Here is a 23,499-nt window from a genome sequence, read left to right on the forward strand (position 1 = left end):
TTACTAAACTGTCAGTTTTATATGGCAAGTATTCTCTCAGGCAAAATTCCTCCGTCAATATGGTGAATTACTTTCTCAAAAGTGATAAGTGTCTCCCCAGATATGATCCTACAAGGATAATAAGCGGTTCGCCAGTATACATTACTGTTTTTGAATACATCATTATCGTTCTTTCAAAGAGTATAGCCTTAAAAATAAGGTTTTAATATTAATACGCTTTCATAGTTATTATTTAATATTTTACTTTTGTCATATAAGAAGGACTTATTCGCCTTAATGGAAAAATCCTGCTTCAAAACCCAATCATTATGCTTAAAACAGAGAAAAAGTATGAATTTGCTGTTGATTTTACAAACAATCCTTATTATGGAGAAATAAATGCTTCAAAAGAAAATTATGTTAGACGTGATCAGGCTAAGAAATCAACAAATTCTTTCTACTCATATATTTCGTTGTCCAGCATAAACAAGAACAACAGGTTCACTATATCTGCTCTACCAGTAGAAAACTGTAAAACAAAGGTCTATTATCTCGCCTATTTTATTGATCTGATAAGGAAGCTTAATCACACAACCTTTGATTAAATATATGTATCATGAGGCATTACGGTAGTATTGTGAAAAGATGAGGCTTTGACCCCTCCGTTGTCGGGTTCTCCCCATCAGCATTGATTCATGTTTTCGACGCTATACTTTAATTTTGGTCAAAGAATTATTACTTTGTTGAGGGTAAGATAAGTCCGTTCTACCCACAACGCATATATAAACAAAAATCCTGTTTTACTATGTAGGCTTTTAACTATATTGCCGGCCCCCAACCTCGGCGTAATCTGCTATCTTAAAAACAGAGAATATTCATCTTAAATCTACCAGATAGAAATGTGTTTTTTATATCATTCAAAACACAAAACTGTTTGGGGAAAAACTGAAAAGCTCAGGGATATACCCGTACTTACATCCAAATGAGGTCTGTTTCATTAACCCGGAATATGACATTGATTTCACCTATAATAGAAGATAGATCCTGAACTCTGCCTCTTTTATTAGCTTAATTTTGCAAAATATGTAAGCTGTACATAAATATTTATATAGATAATTCCAAAATAAAGGATAAGATGATAAACAATGGATAGATGGCCGAAATAGAAGAACAACAGGGGACTTTGTAGGCATAAAAATTAACCGGGATTGAGGGATTACAAAGAATTAATATATTTGTATATTCTGTGCAGGGAGTAGTATGACTAGGAAGTAGACATTATATAATTGATTTGATGTCTATGCCCTATGATTCATCCACTGGACAATTATAACCAGGTGGAACACCCACAATAAAACATATTGATTATGGCGGTTCTTAGGCAAATGGTAGCAAAGGAAAGCACGTTGGAAGATAAAATCGGTGGGCAAGATTGCCATGATTTAGTAAAAGAGCTCAATGGAAAAATTGCTAATCTTACTGCAAGATTGGAATTCACCGAATCTAAACTCAAAGACACGGAAGAATTCTATAGTGAAAGACTCAACAATCTCAATGATGTTCTTTTTTCAGTAGATCCGGAAGGGGTTTTTACTTACATTAACCCGGCCATCGAAAACATAACCGGCTATACAATAGAAGAAGTTCTGGGCACACATTTTACAAAACATGTGCATCCTGATGACATAAATGGTCTGCTTGAGGACATAGAAAAAACAGTTGCGGGAGAACATAAACCCTATATGTTCAGGATAGTGAAAAAGGATGGGAATATAAGTTACGTGCACACTACATCCAGACCGATAATAAAGGATGGTGAATTCAAAGGAATTAACGGCCTGATGGTCGATATTGCAAGACTCAAGCAGGTTGAGGTAAGACTCAAAGAAGAAAGAGACCGTGCACAGAATTATCTTGATATCGTAGGTGTAATTATACTTGCAATTGATACTGAAGGTAATATAAAACTTATAAATAAGAAAGGATGCGAAATATTCGAGAAGGAAGAATCCCAGCTTATTTCAAGTAACTGGTTTGATATAGCATTACCTGAAAAAATAAGGGAAAAAGCAAAAAGGGACTACAAAAAGTTCATTTTGGGAGAAATTGAATTCAAACCTTATTTTGAGGTAACTATACAAACAAAAGACGGAGAACGCATATTTGCCTGGCATAACAGATGCATGAATGATGAAGATGGCAATATGATGGGAGTACTATCATCTGGAGATGACATTACTGAAAGAAAAAAAGCAGAGCAAGCACTTGTTTTTGCAAAATTGATATCTGAAAATGCGAACCGTACTAAAAAACAGTTCCTTTCAAACATAAGTCATGAGCTGAGAACTCCCTTGAATCTTATAATTGGATACTCAGATCTTTTATACGAAGACTATATAGGCACGACAACAAAAGAACAAAAAAAGTATCTTGAAGTCGTCAAAAAGAGTGGAAACCGCTTACTTCTTCTGCTTAATTCAATGATAGAACTATCAGCAATCGAGGAAGGAAAAATGGAACTGGATCTTAAAGAGTTCTCAATTCCCGTCATAATTAAAGATATAAAGAACTCCACACTTCCAATGGCAAAGAAAAAGAATATTGATCTGCAGTTCTTTATTGATGAAAATATAAAAACAATAAAAGCAGACAAGAACAAGTTCAAAACTGTACTCTACAATCTGATAAATAATGCCATTAAATTCACTAACGAATACGGAAACATTAAAGTGGATGTTACAAAAGAAGGGCAAATGCTCAATGTTTCAGTAAAAGATGACGGCATTGGAATTAAAAAAGAGAATATCGATAAGTTGTTCCAGCCTTTCTCACAGATCGATTCCTCACTTAGCCGTAAATTTGAAGGAGCCGGGCTTGGCCTCAGCATTGTAAAGGAATTCGTAGAAATGCACGGCGGAAAAGTTCATGTTGATACAGAGATAAATAACGGAAGCAATTTCAGCTTTACAATCCCACTATCCAATGAGAACACTGAAACTCACTAGACCCATAACTCATATATCGACTTTTTTAATCCTTACAGCAGTTCCATATGCAAGTAACTCTGCTGCACCTGCCATTGTCTGTGATGTTGTGAACCTCACATTCACAACAGCATCCGCATTTAACTGCTCCGCATTCTCTACCATACGTTCATATGCTTCCTTTCGGGCCTGGGTTAGCATATCAGAATATCCTTTAAGCTCGCCGCCTACAATATTCTTCAAGCCTGCCGCAATATCGCTGCCAATATGCTTGGCACGAACAGTACTCCCAAAAACAACGGAAATAATCTCAAGTTCTTTTCCATCAATTCCATCTGTTGTTGTTACTATCATCCATTTACTCCTCCATTAATTATGATTTGGTTAATGTGAAAACAAAAGTGCTGCCTTTACCCCGCTCACTTGCGGCAGTTATACTTCCACCCTGACCTTCTATGATCCCTTTCACAATTGAAAGACCAAGACCGCTTCCCCCCACCTTGCGGGTAGAAGTACCGTCTATCTGGTAGAATTTATCAAATATATTCTCCAGCTCTTCGGAATTCATACCGATACCATCGTCACTTACACTTATCCTCACTAAATCAGAATCTTCCTGTGCTGTTATCCTGATATTACCATTCTTTTTGCTGAACTTTACGGCATTGTTCAGCAGATTTACAAAAACCTGAACCAGCTTATCCTTGTCAGTATAGACCTTAGCAAGATCATCCGGGATTTCCACCAGTACGTTCATACCTTTCTCTTTGATGACAGCGGAAAGCATCTCAAGAGAAGTATGAACTACTTCCTCTATGTCCAGAGATTCTTTATGGAATTTCATGCGGTTGGATTCGATTTTCGAGATGTCCAGGAGGTCATCCACCATTCTGGATTGCCGGTCTATATTCCTGATGATAATATCCAGCATCTGCCTTCTGACAGGAATACTACATTCATCACTTTCCCGCAGGAACTCACTGGAGGTCCTCATCGCTGTAAGAGGAGTTTTTAGTTCATGCGATACAATGGAAAGGAACTCTGTTTTCAGGCGGTCCAGTTCCTTGAGCTTTCTATTTGCAGACTTCAGGGATTCATTGGATTCTTTCAGTTCCTGAGTCTTCTCGTCTACTTCCTTTTCAAGACTCTTGCTCCAGTTATAAAGAATTATCACTACGAACGAACTTACAAAAACAATGAAGAGAACTGAAACCATTGCCACAATGAAGAGTTTCAGGTAAACTGAAACAATCAGACGGTCAACTTCTGAAGAAGGACTGGTCAGTGCAAGTGACCACTTCTGATTGTACCATTCGATCGGAGAGTATGACACCAGTCTTTCTTCATAGATAGTTCCATTTTCAAGCAGGAAATATTTCCCATTACCTTCGGAACCATTGATCTGGTCTGCCATAATTTCCTGTAAACCAGATGCATTGGAACCAAAAATATCAACATAAAGAGCGCCTCGCTTATAGTTATGATCGCCTTCATAAAGTATCCTGCCACGCTCATCAATAAGATATGCATAACTTGATGAATTGGACTCAACCACATACCTGTTTTTCAGATCCGACTCTTTGATAATAGCAATGAATGCTCCCCTGAAAACATCGCCTTCAAAAACAGGAACCCAGATAAAAGCTCCATAATTTCCTTCCATGAGTTTCAGAGGGTCTGTGATATAAACTTCATTATTATTTTTCACGTATTCAAACGCGCGGGCCTGATCGTTCTCATAAAGGTTAAAACCAATAGGAACAGATTCTTCCGGATAACCTGACACTATTGTCCCGTTTTCAGCAACATATTCTACCACATAAAAAAGACCGGCAATATCGTAAACACTTCTTAGATCCGATTCAAAATAGTCATCCGGAACTCCTGAATCTTTTTTTGCTATGACTTCCAGAAGAGAGACTCTCTCATTAAGGGTTTGTTCTATACTACCAGCAACATGTCTTGTAAGCAACAACTGCTGATTCTGATATTGTTCTTCAACAACAGACCTGACCTCTATATTGGTCTTCATCCAGAGAAAAAAGATGGAACTTATCAGAAGCAAAACTACTACAGCAAAGAGTATGAGGTTCCATTTGCTTTTACGGTTCCACATGGATCCTTTTAAATATTCAGATATCCTGCCTTCGCAGGACCATTTTTACACGTGCTTTCAGTTCTTTCAGGTTAAAAGGCTTGGTAACGTAGTCATCAGCACCAAGTTCAATACCTTCTACCTTATCGTCAATCTCTCCGCGCGCTGTAAGCATGATGATCGGAATATGACGATACATATCATCAGATTTTAACTGCCTGCAAACCTCAAAACCATCAATTCCGGGTATCATAAGGTCAAGCAGGATTGCATCCGGTTTCTCAGAATGAACTTTATCTAAAGCTTCATGACCATCTTTTGCTTCAGCAACATTGTAGCCTTCAGCTTCCAGAGCAACTTTCAGTGAAATCAGGGCATCCATCTCATCATCAACAATGAGAATTTTCTGCCTTGTATCAGACATACTCTTCAGTATATTTTCAACTTGGTCTTCTGGTACTGATAACTTTTCAGAAATTTCCGTTACAGTTATTCCTGGATTCTCCTCCATTAGTGAAAGGATTTTTCCGCCAATGTTTTCTACTTGCATGATAATTCTACCTGAATGAGCTCATAAAATATAGCTGGATGATATTATTAAAACCTTTCGAAATATGAAAGGGTTTCTTTTTTTGTAAACAACCTATCCGATAAAAGAAAATCTTATAAGCCATAACGGAATATTTAATTAGGATATTAATGGACGCGCTGGAAGAGATATTTGGAAAAACTGCTCAGATGACGGTATTAAAGAACCTCATTGCACATAAGGATGAATCAACCTATCTTTCCGGCATTGCAGACGAAACCGGATTATCACACTCCAGTGTTGCAAGGGTCATAACCCCACTTATCAAAAGTGATATTGTAATTGAAAAGCCGCTAGGTAAGCAAATAAGAACCTTCCGGCTTAATCTGGAGAATGAAAAAACAAAGCTGATCCTTGACTTCTATGACCGTCTGAACAGGATGAAATAGGCCTCATTATAAACACTAATACCTGTTTTTGAATTGTTATTGAAAAACGATAACCGGCCATCATAACTGTTTTTCTGAACTGCCCAGCATTATTCTTGCGAAGTTACCTGATATGATAGCCAGCATGTTTAGCACGTGTAAAGATACAAAACCCACAAGCATGCCTGACAGTGAAACAATAAATGCTTCCAGAGCTGAATTTACGTCACTCACTCCCAGTAAATAGAGTACAGGAGTGAACAGCATTGTCAGAGTAAGGCCCAATAGTACTACCATAAGAACCAGTGAGAAAATTCCCAGAGGGAACTTCAACAGCAAAAATATAAGAGCTTTCCATGTAACAGGACTCTTCACCCTCTGTATAAATTTGTTAAGTATGCTGTCACCATAAAACGATTGTGTATACATGGAAGGAATTTCAGTTCCCAGTAACCAGATAGCCATCTGTCGCTCAAATGATGCAATCTCCCACCACGCCAGGAAGATCAGCAAAAGGACCGGGATCCCGACCCACACAATCAGCAGGCCGAAACCAAATGAGAGACCTGTAACAAGGAATATAAAATATGCAGTACCCAGAGGGAAAGAGAACAGCAGATACAGGATATTCAGATAGGTCTGCTTCTTAAAAGCAACCATTAAGAATTCGCGAATAGCACCCCCTACCTCTACCATTTTTCTCTTCCTCATACATTACTGTTAAACTAATTAGGCATCCTCTGAAATTTATTGATATTAATGATTCCTGAATACTGCTACCTTTCAGAATTACTAATCCCGGTTTATTTTCCATACTCCTTAATGCGTTTTGGCCTCCTGATAAAAAAGTACACAAAAGCACCGAGCACATGTGTGAAAACTATAATTATTATCCAGATCAGCTTATCATTTCCTTCAGAAGGTTCTTTTGTGGCACAATCGATGAGCATCCACAACCAGAACAAAGTCCCGATGATCCCGAACCCGAAGACAAATATAAGCAGAAAGAATGAAACTGCCATTCCAAACATATCGAACATCTTAATATCTCCTTGATTTTCCTTTGATTCCCATAGTGTTTATTCATGACGGAGAGCATCAACCGGATTCATTCTTGCTGCCTTATTAGCAGGATAAATACCCGCAAGCAAACCAACTATCACTGAAACCAGCATGCCGGTGATGATCATGTCAAGCGGGAACACATATGGCAGTCCCATGGCAGTATCCGCGAAATATGCACCTACAACACCAAGTACAATACCCAGCACACCGCCAAATAATCCAACAACTATAGATTCCACCATGAACAGGGACAGAACCTCATGGTTCTTGAAGCCAAGAGATTTCATAATGCCGATCTCACCTGTTCTTTCAGTCACTGTGACAAGCATGATATTCATGATACCAATGGAACCTACTATCAGTGATATCAGTGCAACCGAAGTCAGCAAAGAGCCAAGTGCGGCAGACAACTGATTTACCTGTTCCAGTATTTCTCCCTGATTCGTAAGTGCATACGGTTTAGCATCCTCATTATCAAGGTCCCTGAAAGGAACTCCAAGATCCCTTGCAAGTCTCTTATCGAGTTCTTCGGTTACATCATCAATAGATTCAAGACTTGTGGCGGCTGCAAAATAGCCCCAGTAGTAGTCCTGACCCATGATCTCATTCATAGTTGCTATTGGAATGAATATCCTGTTGTCAGGCTCTATGCCACTCTGCACAAATGTTGTTTCAGGACTGTCAACAATACCTTTTACCTTAAACTTCTGAGTTATAACTTCCCCATCAGGTCTTGTAAAACTAAGCTCGATTGTATTCTTGTCAGATATCTTGCGGTCAAACTTATCATATGCAACATCATGCCCTATGACGGCCATGTACTTGTCCTTGTCATCAATGAAAGTGCCGCTTTCCATCTGGATATTGGCAACCTGTTCATAATCTTCGGAAACTCCCTGTACAGTTATCTGTCGTACAGTGGAGAGATAAGTAACCTCTGCAACTTCCTGGCTCAGGGGAGATACTCCAACAATGCCAGGAGTGTTTTTTATGATTTCCATTTCATAATCATGAAAGAGGTTTGAGGTCTTTCCCTCAATTATTATGAAATTGTTGCCTACCGAGCCAATCTCTTCTGTGAAATACTGGTTGAAACTGGCGCCCAGTGATACATTTGCAATGACTGCAGCTACACCTATGACAATTCCAAGGGTTGTAAGTGCGGACCTCAGTTTAGAGCTGCTGATGCTTCCTACAGCCATTCTGAATGAGTGTTTCAGACTCAGCATAGTCTCACCTGTAAGCTTAGTTATTGTTCTTTCTGCGCTTCATGAACACTACCGCAGGAACACCAAGTAGTAACAGGACAGCAATTGCTCCAACAGCGAGGTTTGAACCGCTACCTTCCTCTTCACTAGTGAGTTTTACATCACGGACAGCAACTTCAGTGTTATGTTCGTTTATCCCGTTTCTATATTCCACAGTGATGGTTACAGGAACAGTTTCGTCTGTGATGTCTGTTTTTGCATCCACTTCTATTGTGAAAAGCTCATCAGAATCCATTGCTCCGACAAAGTATTCTTCCGGAGAGAAATCAATACCATCGGCACTCAGTTTTACACTTACAGAACTGAGTGAATTCGGATGCATGTTCGCAACATCGAACTCAAGGGTTCCTTCTCCGTTGGCAAGTTCCATAGGTTTTGAAGGAATGACCTTTACAGAAGCTGAATCTACTTTGACAGGAATTCTCCAGTTGTTGTTGTATGAGTGAGAATTTCCAACCATGGAAAGATCCAGATAATAAGTGCCATCTGTAACATCATCTGCAACTTCAACATTGTAGCTCAATGTAATAGAATCACCCGGACCCATTACACCAGAGCCTGTATAACTGTCACTTGTAACATCAATATAGTTGTCACCATAGAGTATTGCAGACTGAACACGTGCATTCGTATCATAGTCCATACCGTCGATGGTTACAGAGCTATCTGTTGCCGTATTAGTAAGAGTGAAACTGACTGTACCGATATCTCCGGGCATAAATACCACAGGATCACAGGAGATATCGGTTAGTTCAATGGTTCCTTTGCTGTCAAATGTGTTGGAACCGACGTTCAGGTCAAAGGTGGACTTATACCAGGATCCACCCTCATAGATCTGGTAATAGACATCAACTGTGCCTGTGCCCACCTTTGCGTTCTCGTCCACATATAGACGGTATTCGTGTACCGCCGCATCATCGGGAGATAATATTCCTATGAATTCCACAGCATTGTTCTGGGAATCCAGTGAGAATGGATATTCAGGGTCCATCTTAATGGAAACTGCATCTGCACGTCCGAAACCTGTATTCTCGATCTTTACACTGACATCTACATATTCACCAATCTGAGCCGGGAAAGGATCATAGTCAATTATATCGATCTTCATGCTAGGTGCCGAATCTGCAGAGACCGGCATAATGGAAGAAGTACTAAATAAAGCTATGCAGAGTAAAATGTAAAATGATCTTTTCATCATCTTCTCAATACTTAAAATATCTATGAAATTCATGTAAAACCACCCTCAATTGTTGCCGATATTACCGTCCTTTATAAGGACAACTCTGTCAACATACTGCTCCATTTCAGGATCGTGTGTTATCATCACTATGGTGCGTCCTTTCTTATGGAGATCAGAGAAAATGTCCATGATCTCGACACTTGTTTTGGAGTCAAGATTGCCTGTTGGTTCATCGGCAAGGATCAACGAAGGATCGTTTATCAGAGACCTGGCTATTGCAACTCTCTGTCTTTGTCCACCCGATAATTCTGAAGGTTTGTGTCCTATACGGTCATCGAGACCTACTAGATTCAGCAGGTCTCGTGCCCGACCTGACGTGTCCATTCCTTTCTTAGTGTTGGAATAAGTTGGAAGCAATACGTTCTCATAAGCACTGAGCCGTGGTATAAGGTTGAAATTCTGGAAAACAAAGCCGATCTCAAATCCTCTGAGCTCTGCAAGCTCATTGTCTGTGATGGTGTTCGTGTCTTTTCCCATAAGCATTACTTTGCCACTAGTGGGCCTGTCAAGACAGCCGATCATATTCATCAGAGTACTTTTTCCGGAACCGGAAGGACCCATGATAGCCACAAATTCCCCTTTTTTAATACACAGATCTATTCCATGAAGTATGGGAACTTCCATATTACCCAGAAAATAACTCTTCTTCAGACCCTGAATATCTATCACATTGTTAGTTTCAGGGTTTTGCACATTACAACCAGCCATATTAATTCACCTTTGTACGCCCGACTTGACTATTTATCGACAAGTCAGTCAATGTGAAGAAAATATTTAAACCTTTCTACAAATAGTCTGATTTGCATATTTAGAGTATATAGACTATATATGTAAGATAAAACACGGAAAATGAAACTCAACAACCAATCACAGTTTATTCATGACGAAGAGCTTCCACAGGATTCAGATTTGCAGCTTTGTTAGCAGGATACACACCTGCTACAAGCCCTACAAATACCGAAATGAAGAATCCCAGAATGATCAGGTAGAACGGAAATACAGGAGTTATCCCCAGATATACTTCTACAATATAGGAACCGACAATACCAAGAACTGTGCCCATTATGCCACCTATCACACCTACAATAATAGACTCCATGATGAAAAGAACAATAATGTCCGGTCTGGTGTATCCCAGTGATTTCAAAAGACCGATCTCGCTGGTCCTTTCAGTTACCGTGACAAGCATGATATTCATAATTCCAATGGAACCTACTAAAAGTGCCACAGCGGCGATCATAGTAATAAGTATGGTAAAAGCATTTGTCAGGGAATCAAGCTGCTCAATTATTTCTGCCTGGTTAAATATCCGGTAAGGTTTCGCATCATCATTATCAAGGTCTCTTGTTGGAACACCAAGATCCCTCGCAAGTCTTTTATCAACCTCATCCGAAACTTCCTGAACAGACTCAGCTGAACCGGTCTTCGCAGAAAAACCACTATAATCAGTGACATTCAACAATTCATTCATGGTCGCTATCGGAATATAGATAGTCACATCACGATCTGGACCACCGGTTACAAATGTGTTATCTTCACTTGCAAGAATACCTTTTACACGGAACTTGCGGGTCACACTTGTACCATCGTTTCGTTTGATTGTAATGTCGATGTAATTTTTCACAGATACATTCTTATCAAACTTTTCAGTTGCAACCTCTTTACCAAGAACAGCCACATACCTGTCCTTGTCTGTGAGGAAACTCCCCTCTTCGACTCCCAGATTGGAAATATACTGAGCATCTTCCGACACACCCTGAACATCGATCTGACGAGTGGATGAAAGATATGTTATGGCCGCAGTCTGTTGATTAAATGCCGAAGCGCCTTCTATTCCCGGAGTGTTCCTGATGAGTTCCAGCTCCGTATCATAGAAAATATTGACATCCTGACTGTAGATAATTATGAAATTCGAGCCAAGAGAACCAAGTTCATCGGTGAAATATTGATTGAAACTCGCACCCACAGATACGTTTGCAACAACAGCAGCGACACCTATGATAATACCCAGAGCCGTTAAAGTTGAGCGCAGCTTTGCACTGCGTATGCTTCCAAGTGCCAGAACAAAAGCATATCGCAGGTATATCATACTCACTCCTTCCTCAAGGCTTCAACAGGGTTCATACGTGCAGCTTTTCTTGCGGGATAGACTCCTGCTACAAGTCCCACCAGCACAGATACGAAAAATCCCAGGAAAATAAGACTTGCAGGGAAAACATCCGGAACATCAAGGAGATCATTAGCTATAGAGGCAGCACCGATTCCCATAACCGTACCGATTATCCCACCTATAAGGCCAACGATCATTGATTCGATGATGAACAGTAACAGGATATCATGCTCACTATACCCAAGAGATTTGAGAAGACCTATCTCAGGTGTTCTCTCGGCAACAGTCACAAGCATGATATTCATGATTCCGATAGAACCTACTAACAGGGAAATGAGAGCTACTGATATCAGTAGCGATGTTAAAGCTGCAGAAAGCTGGTTAGTTTCTTCCAGTATCTCGATCTGGTCAAACATAACGTAAGGCTTGGCATCATCATTTTCCAGATCCCTGCTTGGGACGCCCAGAGTGCGTGCCAGTCTTTTATCGATCTCATCCGAGGTCTCACGGACAACTTCAAGGCTCTCTGCCTTTATGAAAAAGCCACCATAGTCATCTTTTCCAAGAATCTCATTCATTGTATCTATTGGAATAAAGACACGAATTTCAGGTTCTACTCCGGTCTGGGCAAATGTTGTGTTGGGATCAGTAATCACACCTTTTACAATGAATGTTTTTGTGACAACACCGCCATCCTCCCGCCTGAATGTGATATCTATCGGATTTTTAATTGATATTTTCTTATCAAATTTATCATAGGCAACCTCTGCGCCTATAACTGCTACGTAGCGGTCCTTGTCAGTAAGAAAAGTACCAGAATCCATTTTGAAGTTTGCAACTTCATCATAGTCCTGGGTCACTCCCTGAATGTCGATCTGCCGGGAAGTTGACATATAGGTGACCTTCGCCATCTGCTGATTTATCGGGGAAACACCCTCCACGCCGGGCGTATTCCTGATAACTTCAAGTTCCTTGTCAAAAAAAACGTCTATATTCTGGCTGTAAACCACTATGAAATTCGATCCTACGGCACCTATCTCATCATTGAAATACTGGTTAAAACTTGCACCAAGAGAAACATTGGCTATAACTGCCGCTACACCGATAATGATTCCAAGGGTTGTGAGGGCAGACCTTAGCTTTGCACTGCCGATACTTCCCAATGCGATATTTATAGCCTGGGCCGGATTTAACATGAAATGTTCATCCTGAACTGCTTACTTATTCTTTCACCTTTTTGTCCTTGTTCTTCCTGTAGAAATAATAAATTCCGGCTCCGGCAACTACCAGCAGGATAACTACCAGATATATCCCCGAACCGCCACCTGTTTCCACAACATGATTCTGAAGCTGGCGGGTGGTTATCTCTTCTGTATGTTCGTTTAGTCCGTTCCTGTAATCTGCAGTAATCACAAGATCCAGAGGGAAAGTAATGTCTTTAGAAACTGCTTTTGCATTGATTTCAATAGTGAACAACTCATCAGAATCCATTGAACCAATGAAATATTCAGAGGGTGAGAACTCAATACCTTCTGCTTCAAGTTTCACGCTCACAGATGAAAGCGCATTGGGGTGGATATTAGCAACATCGAATTCCAGAGTCCCCTCTCCATTTTCAAAAGCTAGTGGTTTTGAAGGTATGACCCTTACAGAAGATGAATCTACCTTGATAGGAATTCTCCAGTTGCTGTTATAGGAATGAGAACTTCCAACGATTGAAAAGTCTAGATAATAAGTGCCATCAGGAGTGCCGTTTGCAACCTCTATATTGTAGGTCAGACCGATTGATTCCCCAGGGCCAATAACACCATTTCCATAGTAAGTGCCGGTTGTGACTTTAATACCCTCAGTTCCTTCAAGGGAAGCAGACTGAATCCTGGCATTTGTATCATACTGCTCATCATCAATTGTAATAGTATAATCAGTAGCACTGTTCTTGAGTGTGAATGAAATTGTTCCTTCGTCCCCTGGCATGAACACTTCAGGTTCTTTTACCGGCTCACCCACAAGTTGTATTGTTCCTTTGCTGTCAAAGGAATCAGAACCAACTCTTAATTCAAATTCTTTCTTGAACCAGGTGCCATCAGATTCTTCCTGGTACCACACTTCAAATGTTCCGGTTCCCTGCTTGGCAGCAGAATCAGTGTAAAGCCTATATTCGTGAACAGCTGCATTATCCGGAGTTAATATTCCCACATTAACAAGAGCATTTTCACTGCTGTCAACTGAGAATGGATAATCTGGAACCATTTTTATGGAAAGATCATCGGCTTTTGCATAACCGAGGTTCTCTACTTTGACCCAGACACTCACATATTCACCAATCTCTGCTGGCACTGGCTCATACCTGAGTACACTTACTTTAAGATCGGCACCTTCTGCGGCCGATGCAACGAATGATAATGATAGAAACAAAGCCAAGATCAGTGATATTCGCAACACTAACGATGCAGTAAATGTCAGTCCTTTTTTCCTATTCCCCAACACCAACATAGTAATTACCTCATTTTAATTATTTTCAATAATTCCATCCTTAAGATAGATTACACGATCTGCATATTCCGTGAGATCAGGATCGTGAGTAATCATAACTATTGTCCTTCCCTTTTCATGGAGATCAGAAAATATCTTCATGATCTCGTCGCCGGTTTTTGAATCCAGATTTCCTGTGGGTTCATCGGCAAGTATGAGAGATGGGTCATTTATCAAAGCCCTTGCAATTGCAATCCTCTGTTGCTGCCCACCAGACATCTCCGAAGGTTTGTAATTCATGCGTTCCTTCAGACCAACCATTTCCACAAGCTCCTTTGCTTTTTCTCTGGTATCCACTCCGATTTTTTTATTAGCGTAAGTAGGAAGTTCCACATTCTGGAGTGTTGTGAGCCTTGGAACAAGGTTGAAGTTCTGGAATACAAACCCGATCTCCATCCCTCTCAACTTTGCAAGTTCAGGATCGGAAAGTGTGTCAACATCTTTTCCCATCAGAAGAACCTGTCCACAGTTTGGCCTGTCAAGACAGCCGATCATATTCATCAGTGTGCTTTTCCCGGAACCGGAAGGACCCATGATCGCAACAAATTCTCCCGGCATGACCTTCAGGTCGATACTTTTGAGGATAGGTACATTCATATCCCCAACATGATAACTCTTGCAAAGGTTCACAAGCTCAATCACAGGTGTTTTGTCCCTGTCTTTTTCATCATGGGCAGCTTTTGAATCCATACGTGTCCCCCATAGAAACGCACTTAATAAGTCATATTTTTCCTTCAAAGAAGAATGTATCCAGTACTCAAAATAATTCAGGTTTAAACTTATAAAAAGCTTCTTTGCAGGCAAATATAGAGACGTGAAGAAATACGTGGAAAAATGAGGTTTCACCAGAGAACATAGAAAAATATGAAAAATACTGTTCACAAAAGTAAAAAAGTATAAATAATCTCAATCCTATGGATTATTGACTAAATATCGTCAGATATGAATATAAACAATTGCTTCATATCTTGAATTTGATTCTAATTCATGGATTATATCTTTGTATATATCTGAAAGTGTCATGTGCTGTTTCCCTATATTTGATAATCTGTATGAAGATAGTAATTAAACTCACAGATTGCTATAAATAGTATCAAAAATAACATAATGAAATACAGGAGCCCTGACATGAAATCTGCTTTTTTGTCACTTACAGCCATAGTAATGGTACTTTTTTTAGTAATTCCTAGTTCAGCACTTGATTGTTCATCAAATGAATACAATGTGACTGTCACAGATATCTACTCTGATCTGGAAACCTGCGACATCACATTGCACGGCTCAGAAAATGCAAGCGGACTGGAACTTGACATAAGTCTTGTTCATTCAGGCACTGTGCTGGACAGCAAAACTTTCATTATCGACAGTATCACACCGGACTCGGACGTTACTAAAGCTTTCAGATGGAACACTGATAATCTGGAGGATGGAAAATATACAGTAACCAGCACTATATCAAAAGACGGATGCACCATTTCCGAAAATACATATAGTTTTGTTAATGGAAGACAGACTATTCCAAGAATTACCGTTGATGACCTTGTACCAAACTCACAGGGATTCAGTGTGATGATAACACCAATAGATGCAGTGCTTGTAGATATTGAATACATGCTCATGGATGACTCGGACGTGATATACTCCGGCTCCGAGAAGAAAGTCTCTGTAAGTACGCTTCCTCTGGAAGTAAGTAAAGATTGGAATGTCCTGCTTGAGAATAACAAAGATTACAGCGCAAGAGTGAAAGTCAAACTTTATTCGCCTTCTGTCACTTATATCGCACTGACAGAGGATTTCACCGCGCATGACGACGTATTCATCAGTGACACATACGAAGATGATATCGGAGCAAGTGCTACCATTGATGGTATCTCACAGGTTCCGTTTAAAGGTTCAGTCAGATTTTCCGTTTCACAGGTTGACGGAAATGATAAAAGTGAGATCATATCAGTGGTTGAAAAATCACCTGTTATTCTTAACGGTGATGATGAGACTGTGGAAACCATATGGAACGAGCGCCTGACAGCCGGAGAATACGAGCTTCTTATAGAGGTCATTGGTAATGATGGCAATATTCTGGATGTAGAGGAAAAAATAATTGAATCTGATTATGAACCGTTGGTTAACCAGACAAATGCAAGTTCTGATCAGAGTGCCCAGCAATCCCCCGGCTTCCTGCTCCCTGTTGCGTTGATCTTTATTACAATTGCAGCAATTATATCCAGGCAGAAGCAACACTGAAAGGTGTGAATGATGCGTTATGAACTGTTCATTGCACTTCGTCATATAAAAGCAAGGAAAAGACAGACAATTCTCTCTGTTGCCGCAATTGGGATTGCTGTCATGATCCTGATGGTATCACAGGCATTCATGGCAGGATTTACCCAGGAACTTTACAGCAAGACTGTGAACAACCTGCCCCATGTTGTAGTTTCTCCGCAGGATGGCGAGGATTACATTCATCTCTACAAGAACATCGTTGATAAGATTAACAATATTGATGGCGTTGTCGCTTCTTCACCATATCTTATAGGAGAGGCTTCGTTCAAATTCAAAGACAATACTAAAAATGCTGCACTCAAAGGTATAATGCCTTCCAGGGAAGATGCTGTAGCTCACACAAAAGATGACATCATCAAAGGAAACTATGATGAGCTGACCTATTCTGATAAGAGTATTATTGTTGGAGATAAATTTGCAGAGGATATGGAACTTGATATTGGTGACAATGTTGAGGTTTCGTTTCCAAATGCTAATCCGGTTTCCCTGAAGGTCGTTGCGATATATGACACAGGAACAGTTCTGGATGAGAGTATGACATATACTTCACTTAATACTGCTCAGGATTTCTATGATACAACAGACGTAATTAACGGGATATCCCTGAGAATCGCAGACTTTAATCAGGACACGGAGATAGCACAGAATATCGAGGACTACGGCTACAATGCTGCCGGATGGACCAAGAACAATCCTGAAATTCTGAGGACCATTGCCATCGAAACGGTTTCCAACAATGTGACACTGGGATTCATTCTTCTTATCGCATCTTTCGGAGTTGTCAGTACTTTGAACATGGTCGTTATGGGTAAAGTAAAAGAGATTGGTATATTACTTGCCATGGGTGCCAGCAAGTCAAGTATCAGAACCATATTTTTAATTGAGAGCGGCATGCTTGGACTTGCGGGAGCTGTTTTTGGGACTGCCGCCGGTGTAGCCCTGGCACTTTCCATAGGGAGTTATCCGCTTCCTGAAGGAGCATACGGACTGGATTCAATTCCTGTTGTTGTCAGAACGGGAGATGTACTGGCGATAATAACTCTTGTCTTTTTGCTGAACCTGTTTGCAGGAATTTATCCTGCGCAGAGAGCAGCAAGTCTTGATCCGGTAGAAGCAATATCTACACATTAGGCAGGTTATGGCTTTTGGTGTTTCAGATAGGACTATAACGAGACTGGAATACATCCCTGTAGAGTTCCTGCTGATGTGAGTGACACAAACTTTGCTCTTTTCTTTTTAAGTTCTACAAAAACAACCTTCAATCTAAAAAACAAAATAACCATCCGCCGAATGCGGCACATTCCTATGCCTGCGATATAGAATGTAATTCCAATAATTAGTGCGGTTATACTACTAATTCTGCAGAAGTTCAGCAAAGATAGTTTTCCTGGATAGCATACAGATTGTTTTTTCTTCTTCGTCTTGTGGAAAAACGCCGGCTTCGCCGCACCCTTCGGGACCACTCAAGTTATTCATGAGGTACGGTGTTTGCAAACTGATAACAACGCAAGTATCCTCTGCTGTAAAAAGAATCGTTGCATTCATTTCATTTATACCACACTATACCTTCAAACCGGCATTTTGCAATCTTTCTTTTGAGAATCAGGTAATATGAGACCTTGAATGTTGCATAAAGATGAAAATAAAAGTAGAATAGAGGCTTTGAGTAAAAACCACTGGTGAAGACTATTTCTTTATTGTCTTTAAGGGAATCATCCACAAACTTTACAACACCGTGGAAACTATCGACGTTTAGAATTGTACCCTGTGGTACACGGGGACCTATGACAACAACATCTTTTTCCATGCCGTCATCGGCAAGGCTCCCTTCGATGAAACCATAATTGAATATTGTTGGTATCGGAGACAGGAACTCTTTGACAAAACGAGAACCCTGTTTATTGTATTTGAAAAAACTGTATTTTGGTGTCTCGATAACAACTTTCATATCAGCTAATTGATACGCTTAATAAATAAAAAACATAGGGGATGCGAACGGGCTAAAGGTGGTTGAATGCACAGGTATGGTGACATTGGAGTGGTTGGAGAGGTACTAAGTAATATACCCGTTCGCAAACATACTAACGACATATTAGGATATAAATGTTTCGTATAATCACGAACAAACGATATATATATATATATATATATTAATTTGAAAGAGTGTCAAATCCGCGTAATATCTGAGGAAATATATTAGAAATTCTTTCATTCACTCTCAATGGCTTCGACTGGATCAAGTGCAGCCGCCTTTCTTGCAGGATAGACACCTGCAACTATGTTGATGAAGAATGAGAAAAATATTGCGTAGGCATAGTTCATTGGATCGGTCTTGAGTGGCAGAGTAGTCAGGCCAAAGTACATTTCCTGCGGTAAATCTATCTGATATGATGCCAGCGCCGTGGAACCAACATAGCCAAGCACACAACCCAGAAGCACACCCATCGTACCAAGTATCAGTGATTCCAGCAGGAATATTACTGTGATATGACGCTTTGAGGCACCCATTGCCATTAGCATGCCGATCTCTTTTTTCTTGTCCATGACAACCGTAAAAAGTGTGTTGGCAATTCCAAAACCTGCTATCATGTAGATAAGTCCATAGTAAAGCCAGACAATAACAACCTGGGTATTGATAAGTCCTAATATCTCGCTGTTGGCTTCTATCCAGCTAACAGCTTCAAGCCCGGAATTCTGACCTTCAATAGAAGCTGCGATAACATCTGCCTGGAATGGATCGGTAACTCTTACGTTTATCTTGCTTGCAACTCCGTTTTCCCGGAAGAAATCAAGAGCTGAATCAAAACGGACGTATGCAATACTTTCATCACTGGATGTTCCAGTATCGAATATCCCAAGAATCTTGAATGACCTGCTTCCAAAGCCAGGCATCACTATATCGACTTTATCCCCCAGGACAACTTCCAGATCTTCAGCAAGCTTGTCACCGATTATGATTCCGTTGTTGCTTCTGCTGAGAGAGAGTAGATCGCCTGATACAATGTCATCAGAGATGTGCATGACAGCATCCTCGGCAACAGGATCAATACCATTGAGATTGATGCCTTCGGCATTATCCTTGTGACTTATGGCTGCCTGCCCTACAAAGACAGGAGATACTGCTTCCACACCATCCATTAAAGCTATCTTCTGCGAGTAATAGTTGTAGAAATGAACATAATCCGCCTGTTTATCAGATGAAGTTATCACGATATGCGGTGAGTTCTCCACCGTAGAACTGATGAGCTCCTCGGTAAACCCGGTCATCATTGACATGAGAACTACAATAACTGCTATGGCTAACGCTACCGCAAACACCGCAAAGAATGTGAGTCGCTTTCTTGCACCTATATGCCTCAGGGCTATTCTCATTTCAAACATTGACCAGCTTCCAATATAGAAATGATTTGACTGTTATTATATAACTATTTATGAAGCTGTGGGAGAAAAATAGATGAAAAATAGAAATTGTTCTGTTAGAACTATACTCACTGATGTGCAAATGCAAGCTCGATCCCAATAACTGAATAAATACCAGCCTTTGCCCAGTTGATCTTCTTACCCAGACCTGGCTTTTCCATGATTTTAGTCCCTATCATTCCGGCAAAGAATGATACTATGAAAAAGACCACTATTGCCTGTGCAAAGAACACTGCACCCAGGAATATCATTTGAAGAGGGATGCTGCCTGAATCTGCATTTATGAACTGAGGCAGGAATGCAAGGAAGAACAGGGAAACCTTGGGATTTAAGATATTCATGAAAATACCTCTTCTGTAAAGTAGTGACAGATTCTTTTCTTTAACAGATTCAAGTGATGTGAGGCTGCCTTCTTCACGAATTGCCTTATAAGCAAGGTAGAGAAGATAGATAGCTCCTGCATATTTCAGGAGAGAGAAAGCCACCGCAGAACTGTACAATATCGCAGAAACCCCAAGTGCTGCCGCAGTTGTGTGGAACAGCAGACCGGTGCAAAGGCCGGTGGCTATTGCCATACCTGCTGTTTTTCCCTGAGATATGCTCTGTGTGAGCACGAAGAGAATATCAGGGCCGGGCAGGAGAGTGAGAGCCACTGAGGCTGCGATGAAGTAGACGAGTTGCGTGGTTTCTATCAATTTGTCACCTGTCTTTAAACTGGAATACTTGTACTTCCTTTGAAGTTATGGTTTTCTTTCTATCTGGAGAGAATGCTATAAATAAAGCTTCCTATTATGAACTATCCAGTTATTGACCTTATCTGGAGGAATTTTTATCAAAATACCGATACCTTATGGAAAAGAATTCGTAGACCTTGAAGTGGAAATACCCCATGAGGTCGTTTCACCTAATTCTGTTGAAGTCGGCGCTGAGTCCGAAGTAATAGACGAGGCACTGAACAATCCGGTTGGAATGGAGTCACTTGAGGATTTCATGAAAAACAGCGAGAGGATATTGATTCTTGTAAATGATGCCACAAGGCCAACTCCTACTGCAAAGATCCTCCTGAAAATGCGTGATATGCTAAGAGAGCATGGAGACGTAAGATTCATGGTTGCTACAGGTGCTCACAGAGGACCAACTGAGGATGAATATAGATACATCTTCGGTGAGATATACGACGAGTTCAAAGAGAATATATTCGTACACGATGCCCGCAAGGATGAGGACATGGAATATCTTGGCGTGTCAAGCAACGGAACAGAGATGTATCTCAACAAAATGGTGAATGAAAGCAAGAACATCATCGTCATTGGAAGTGTTGAGCCTCACTATTTTGCAGGTTATACTGGTGGAAGAAAAGCATTCCTGCCGGGAGTTGCTTCCTACAAGACCATCGAAATGAACCACAAACATGCACTCTCAGAAGCTGCACAGCCGCTTGCAATCAAAGGAAATCCTGTTGCAGAGGACATGGAAGATGCAATGAAAGTGCTGAAAGACCTGAACGTATTCTCAATTCAAACTGTCCTTACAGCAGACCACGGACTTTATGCCACGGTTGCAGGTGATCTTTTCAAGTCATTTGATATTGCAGTTGAGAGAGCAAAAGAAGTATTCTGTTCAAATTGCAGCCGCAAGGGCAATATTGTGCTCACTGCAGCGCCATATCCAATGGACATCGACCTCTACCAGTCCCAGAAAGCACTTGAGAACGGCAAGCTTGCACTGGAAGATGGCGGAGTCATCATCCTTGTATCAAAATGCAGGGACGGCGTGGGAGATGATACATTCCTGAACCTGCTTTGTTCTGCAAATACATGCGACGAGGTCATGTGTAAGATCGATGAAGGCTACAAGCTCGGATACCATAAAGCTGCTAAGATGGCACAAATTGGAGTTTATGCTGAAATGTGGGCAATCTCAGACCTAGATGATGATACTATAAAAATGGCAAAACTTCAACCACACATGGATATTCAGGAAACATTCAACAAAGCGGTTGAAAAGATCAAAGAGCAGGGCAAGGAACCATACGCTGTGATTTTACCACAGGGGAGCCTCACCGTACCGCTGCTTGAATAACTAAAACCCTTTTACCTTTTTTGATTTAAGAAAATAAACGAATTAAAAATAGAAAAGAAAAAAGCAAGATTGAACTGTTATTCAGTTCATATCTGCATATAACGTGCTGCCTCACCAAGGTCCTCTTCAATTCTGAGGAGCTGGTTGTATTTTGCAGTACGTTCACTTCTTGCCGGTGCTCCGGTCTTGATAAGGTCAGCACCGATTGCAACTGAAATATCAGCGATCGTTGTGTCCTCGGTCTCTGCGGAGCGGTGGCTTACAACAACACTGTAACCGTTGCGGTTTGCCATGTTAGCTGCATCGAATGCCTCTGAGAGTGAACCGATCTGGTTTACCTTAAGCAGAAGTGCATTTGCAGCGCCCATTTCAACACCCTTTGCAAGACGGTCTACATTTGTAACGAAGAGGTCATCTCCAACAATGAATGTGTCCCATGCATCGTTTGTGAGGGTTGCGAAGTCCTCAAAGGATTCCTCGTGGAATGGGTCTTCAATAAGGATAATTGGGTATGTCTCAATAAGTTCAAGGTAATAATCAATGAGTTCAGCAGGTTTTAAGAGCTTACCATCGATTGAATATGTTGCCCCGTCAAAGAACTCAGAAGCTGCCGCATCAAGACCTATGCTGATCTCAGACTCTGTGTATCCTGCTTCCTCGATTGCACTTACAAGTGCATCGAGAGCATCATGGGTCATCTCAATGGATGGTGCGTATCCACCCTCGTAACCGACATTTGTTGCTGAGCCACCGTATTTTCCTTCGAGTATCTTACCAAGTGCATGGTATGTTTCAGTACCCATGCGCAGTGCTTCAGAATAGGTTTCCGCACCTTTTGGCTGGATCATGAACTCCTGAATGGAAAGTGCATTTCCGGCGTGTTTTCCACCGTTAAGGACATTCATTGTAGGAACAGGGAGAGTATATGCATTTATGCCGCCAAGATAGCGGTAAAGTGGCATGTTGAGTGAATCTGCTGCTGCTCTTGCAACTGCCATGGATACACCAAGGATTGCGTTTGCGCCAAGTTCCATCTTGTTCTCAGTACCGTCCAGAGCAAGCATAAGACCATCGATCTCACGCTGCTTCCTGACATCCATGCCCAGAAGCTCTGCTTCTATAGCGGTGTTGACGTTGTCAACTGCATCAAGAACACCCTTTCCAAGGTAGCGTTCTTCCTTGTCGCGCAACTCAAGTGCTTCGTTACTGCCTGTGGAAGCACCGGAAGGAACACTTGCCCGTCCAAATCCATTAGAAGTATAGACATCTACTTCAACGGTAGGGTTTCCTCTGGAGTCAAGAATCTCACGTGCGTGAATCTTTTTAATCTTATAACTTTTGTCATCATCAATATACGGCATCCTATTCCACCTTTGACTTGGTTTAACACCTACTTCGCAATTACTGTATATATTGTTACCGTTCACTTCTTTTCAATTCTACGCTTGAACGACAATTACAGGCATATCTGCTAAAACTAAATTATA

21 protein-coding genes and 1 pseudogene are annotated in these 23,499 nt (G+C 40.8%); 6 read left to right on the forward strand and 16 right to left on the reverse strand.

The window, feature by feature from the left end; all coding sequences use genetic code 11:
- Window positions 1–263: 263 nt before the first annotated feature.
- A pseudogene (locus tag RE474_RS04420) lies at window positions 264–566 on the forward strand (ISH3 family transposase); the annotation flags it as partial.
- A gap of 819 nt (window positions 567–1,385) precedes the next feature.
- Complete coding sequence (locus tag RE474_RS04425) at window positions 1,386–2,984, forward strand: PAS domain-containing sensor histidine kinase (RefSeq protein WP_309311768.1); 1,599 nt, start codon at window positions 1,386–1,388, stop codon at window positions 2,982–2,984.
- Window positions 2,985–2,993: 9 nt separating this feature from the next.
- Here RE474_RS04425 and RE474_RS04430 read toward each other — a convergent pair whose 3' ends face one another.
- The 3 genes from RE474_RS04430 to RE474_RS04440 are packed head-to-tail and all read right to left on the reverse strand — an operon-like array spanning window position 2,994 to window position 5,608.
- On the reverse strand, window positions 2,994–3,317 hold the full coding sequence (locus RE474_RS04430) for a YbjQ family protein (RefSeq protein WP_309311769.1): 324 nt from the start codon (window positions 3,315–3,317) through the stop codon (window positions 2,994–2,996).
- Between the two features lie 19 nt (window positions 3,318–3,336).
- On the reverse strand, window positions 3,337–5,079 hold the full coding sequence (locus tag RE474_RS04435; RefSeq protein ID WP_309311770.1) for an ATP-binding protein: 1,743 nt from the start codon (window positions 5,077–5,079) through the stop codon (window positions 3,337–3,339).
- A 16-nt stretch (window positions 5,080–5,095) separates the two neighbouring features.
- Window positions 5,096–5,608 carry a response regulator transcription factor gene (locus RE474_RS04440; protein WP_309311771.1) on the reverse strand — a complete coding sequence of 171 codons (513 nt, stop codon included), beginning with the start codon at window positions 5,606–5,608 and terminating at the stop codon, window positions 5,096–5,098.
- Window positions 5,609–5,757: 149 nt separating this feature from the next.
- Between RE474_RS04440 and RE474_RS04445 the strand changes: the two genes are divergently transcribed.
- Complete coding sequence (locus tag RE474_RS04445) at window positions 5,758–6,036, forward strand: MarR family transcriptional regulator (RefSeq protein ID WP_309311772.1); 279 nt, start codon at window positions 5,758–5,760, stop codon at window positions 6,034–6,036.
- 60 nt (window positions 6,037–6,096) lie between these two features.
- On the opposite strand, the gene RE474_RS04450 is transcribed toward RE474_RS04445, so the two are convergent.
- From RE474_RS04450 to RE474_RS04490, 9 genes are all read right to left on the reverse strand, one after another.
- Window positions 6,097–6,711 (reverse strand): sensor domain-containing protein, encoded by a 615-nt coding sequence (locus RE474_RS04450; protein ID WP_309311773.1) that lies wholly within the window; start codon window positions 6,709–6,711, stop codon window positions 6,097–6,099.
- 107 nt (window positions 6,712–6,818) lie between these two features.
- Window positions 6,819–7,055: a PLDc N-terminal domain-containing protein gene (locus RE474_RS04455; RefSeq protein ID WP_309311774.1), complete on the reverse strand. Its 237-nt coding sequence runs from the start codon at window positions 7,053–7,055 to the stop codon at window positions 6,819–6,821.
- A gap of 39 nt (window positions 7,056–7,094) precedes the next feature.
- Window positions 7,095–8,309, reverse strand: a complete 1,215-nt coding sequence (locus RE474_RS04460; protein ID WP_309311775.1) for an ABC transporter permease — start codon at window positions 8,307–8,309, stop codon at window positions 7,095–7,097.
- Window positions 8,310–8,325: 16 nt separating this feature from the next.
- Window positions 8,326–9,579: a COG1361 S-layer family protein gene (locus tag RE474_RS04465; RefSeq protein ID WP_309311776.1), complete on the reverse strand. Its 1,254-nt coding sequence runs from the start codon at window positions 9,577–9,579 to the stop codon at window positions 8,326–8,328.
- 12 nt (window positions 9,580–9,591) lie between these two features.
- A complete protein-coding gene (locus tag RE474_RS04470) occupies window positions 9,592–10,296 on the reverse strand; it encodes an ABC transporter ATP-binding protein (RefSeq protein WP_309311777.1) in 705 nt (234 codons plus the stop codon).
- A 166-nt stretch (window positions 10,297–10,462) separates the two neighbouring features.
- Complete coding sequence (locus RE474_RS04475; RefSeq protein WP_309311778.1) at window positions 10,463–11,677, reverse strand: ABC transporter permease; 1,215 nt, start codon at window positions 11,675–11,677, stop codon at window positions 10,463–10,465.
- 2 nt (window positions 11,678–11,679) lie between these two features.
- Window positions 11,680–12,894, reverse strand: a complete 1,215-nt coding sequence (locus tag RE474_RS04480) for an ABC transporter permease (RefSeq protein ID WP_309311779.1) — start codon at window positions 12,892–12,894, stop codon at window positions 11,680–11,682.
- A gap of 25 nt (window positions 12,895–12,919) precedes the next feature.
- Window positions 12,920–14,182 (reverse strand): COG1361 S-layer family protein, encoded by a 1,263-nt coding sequence (locus tag RE474_RS04485; RefSeq protein ID WP_309311780.1) that lies wholly within the window; start codon window positions 14,180–14,182, stop codon window positions 12,920–12,922.
- 24 nt (window positions 14,183–14,206) lie between these two features.
- Window positions 14,207–14,920 carry an ABC transporter ATP-binding protein gene (locus RE474_RS04490; protein WP_309311781.1) on the reverse strand — a complete coding sequence of 238 codons (714 nt, stop codon included), beginning with the start codon at window positions 14,918–14,920 and terminating at the stop codon, window positions 14,207–14,209.
- Between the two features lie 438 nt (window positions 14,921–15,358).
- Between RE474_RS04490 and RE474_RS04495 the strand changes: the two genes are divergently transcribed.
- Both RE474_RS04495 and RE474_RS04500 read left to right on the forward strand, forming a co-directional pair.
- A complete protein-coding gene (locus RE474_RS04495) occupies window positions 15,359–16,471 on the forward strand; it encodes a hypothetical protein (RefSeq protein ID WP_309311782.1) in 1,113 nt (370 codons plus the stop codon).
- 9 nt (window positions 16,472–16,480) lie between these two features.
- On the forward strand, window positions 16,481–17,641 hold the full coding sequence (locus RE474_RS04500) for an ABC transporter permease (protein ID WP_309311783.1): 1,161 nt from the start codon (window positions 16,481–16,483) through the stop codon (window positions 17,639–17,641).
- Between the two features lie 415 nt (window positions 17,642–18,056).
- Here the strand turns inward: RE474_RS04500 and RE474_RS04505 are convergent, their stop codons facing one another.
- From RE474_RS04505 to RE474_RS04515, 3 genes are all read right to left on the reverse strand, one after another.
- Window positions 18,057–18,458 (reverse strand): inorganic diphosphatase, encoded by a 402-nt coding sequence (locus tag RE474_RS04505; RefSeq protein ID WP_309311784.1) that lies wholly within the window; start codon window positions 18,456–18,458, stop codon window positions 18,057–18,059.
- 260 nt (window positions 18,459–18,718) lie between these two features.
- On the reverse strand, window positions 18,719–19,882 hold the full coding sequence (locus RE474_RS04510) for an ABC transporter permease (RefSeq protein ID WP_309311785.1): 1,164 nt from the start codon (window positions 19,880–19,882) through the stop codon (window positions 18,719–18,721).
- A 116-nt stretch (window positions 19,883–19,998) separates the two neighbouring features.
- Window positions 19,999–20,625, reverse strand: a complete 627-nt coding sequence (locus RE474_RS04515) for a LysE family translocator (RefSeq protein WP_309311786.1) — start codon at window positions 20,623–20,625, stop codon at window positions 19,999–20,001.
- Window positions 20,626–20,737: 112 nt separating this feature from the next.
- Here RE474_RS04515 and RE474_RS04520 point away from each other — a divergent pair, with 112 nt between their 5' ends.
- Window positions 20,738–22,012: a nickel-dependent lactate racemase family protein gene (locus tag RE474_RS04520; protein ID WP_309311787.1), complete on the forward strand. Its 1,275-nt coding sequence runs from the start codon at window positions 20,738–20,740 to the stop codon at window positions 22,010–22,012.
- 86 nt (window positions 22,013–22,098) lie between these two features.
- Here RE474_RS04520 and eno read toward each other — a convergent pair whose 3' ends face one another.
- Window positions 22,099–23,373: a phosphopyruvate hydratase gene (gene eno, locus RE474_RS04525; protein WP_309311788.1), complete on the reverse strand. Its 1,275-nt coding sequence runs from the start codon at window positions 23,371–23,373 to the stop codon at window positions 22,099–22,101.
- Between the last annotated feature and the right edge of the window lie 126 nt (window positions 23,374–23,499).

The organism is Methanolobus sediminis, from assembly GCF_031312595.1.
Classification (GTDB): domain Archaea; phylum Halobacteriota; class Methanosarcinia; order Methanosarcinales; family Methanosarcinaceae; genus Methanolobus; species Methanolobus sediminis.

Excerpts from the sequence above, each read along its gene's own strand:
- RE474_RS04465 (WP_309311776.1), bottom strand. The coding sequence starts at position 9,579 with ATGAATTTCATAGATATTTTAAGTATTGAGAAGATGATGAAAAGATCA.
- RE474_RS04440 (WP_309311771.1), bottom strand. The coding sequence starts at position 5,608 with ATGCAAGTAGAAAACATTGGCGGAAAAATCCTTTCACTAATGGAGGAG.
- RE474_RS04495 (WP_309311782.1), top strand. The coding sequence starts at position 15,359 with ATGAAATCTGCTTTTTTGTCACTTACAGCCATAGTAATGGTACTTTTT.
- RE474_RS04450 (WP_309311773.1), bottom strand. The coding sequence starts at position 6,711 with ATGGTAGAGGTAGGGGGTGCTATTCGCGAATTCTTAATGGTTGCTTTT.
- RE474_RS04435 (WP_309311770.1), bottom strand. The coding sequence starts at position 5,079 with ATGTGGAACCGTAAAAGCAAATGGAACCTCATACTCTTTGCTGTAGTA.
- RE474_RS04490 (WP_309311781.1), bottom strand. The coding sequence starts at position 14,920 with ATGGATTCAAAAGCTGCCCATGATGAAAAAGACAGGGACAAAACACCT.
- RE474_RS04430 (WP_309311769.1), bottom strand. The coding sequence starts at position 3,317 with ATGATAGTAACAACAACAGATGGAATTGATGGAAAAGAACTTGAGATT.
- RE474_RS04475 (WP_309311778.1), bottom strand. The coding sequence starts at position 11,677 with ATGATATACCTGCGATATGCTTTTGTTCTGGCACTTGGAAGCATACGC.
- RE474_RS04460 (WP_309311775.1), bottom strand. The coding sequence starts at position 8,309 with ATGCTGAGTCTGAAACACTCATTCAGAATGGCTGTAGGAAGCATCAGC.
- RE474_RS04455 (WP_309311774.1), bottom strand. The coding sequence starts at position 7,055 with ATGTTCGATATGTTTGGAATGGCAGTTTCATTCTTTCTGCTTATATTT.
- RE474_RS04470 (WP_309311777.1), bottom strand. The coding sequence starts at position 10,296 with ATGGCTGGTTGTAATGTGCAAAACCCTGAAACTAACAATGTGATAGAT.
- RE474_RS04510 (WP_309311785.1), bottom strand. The coding sequence starts at position 19,882 with ATGAGAATAGCCCTGAGGCATATAGGTGCAAGAAAGCGACTCACATTC.
- RE474_RS04505 (WP_309311784.1), bottom strand. The coding sequence starts at position 18,458 with ATGAAAGTTGTTATCGAGACACCAAAATACAGTTTTTTCAAATACAAT.
- RE474_RS04500 (WP_309311783.1), top strand. The coding sequence starts at position 16,481 with ATGATGCGTTATGAACTGTTCATTGCACTTCGTCATATAAAAGCAAGG.
- RE474_RS04445 (WP_309311772.1), top strand. The coding sequence starts at position 5,758 with ATGGACGCGCTGGAAGAGATATTTGGAAAAACTGCTCAGATGACGGTA.
- RE474_RS04480 (WP_309311779.1), bottom strand. The coding sequence starts at position 12,894 with ATGTTAAATCCGGCCCAGGCTATAAATATCGCATTGGGAAGTATCGGC.
- eno (WP_309311788.1), bottom strand. The coding sequence starts at position 23,373 with ATGCCGTATATTGATGATGACAAAAGTTATAAGATTAAAAAGATTCAC.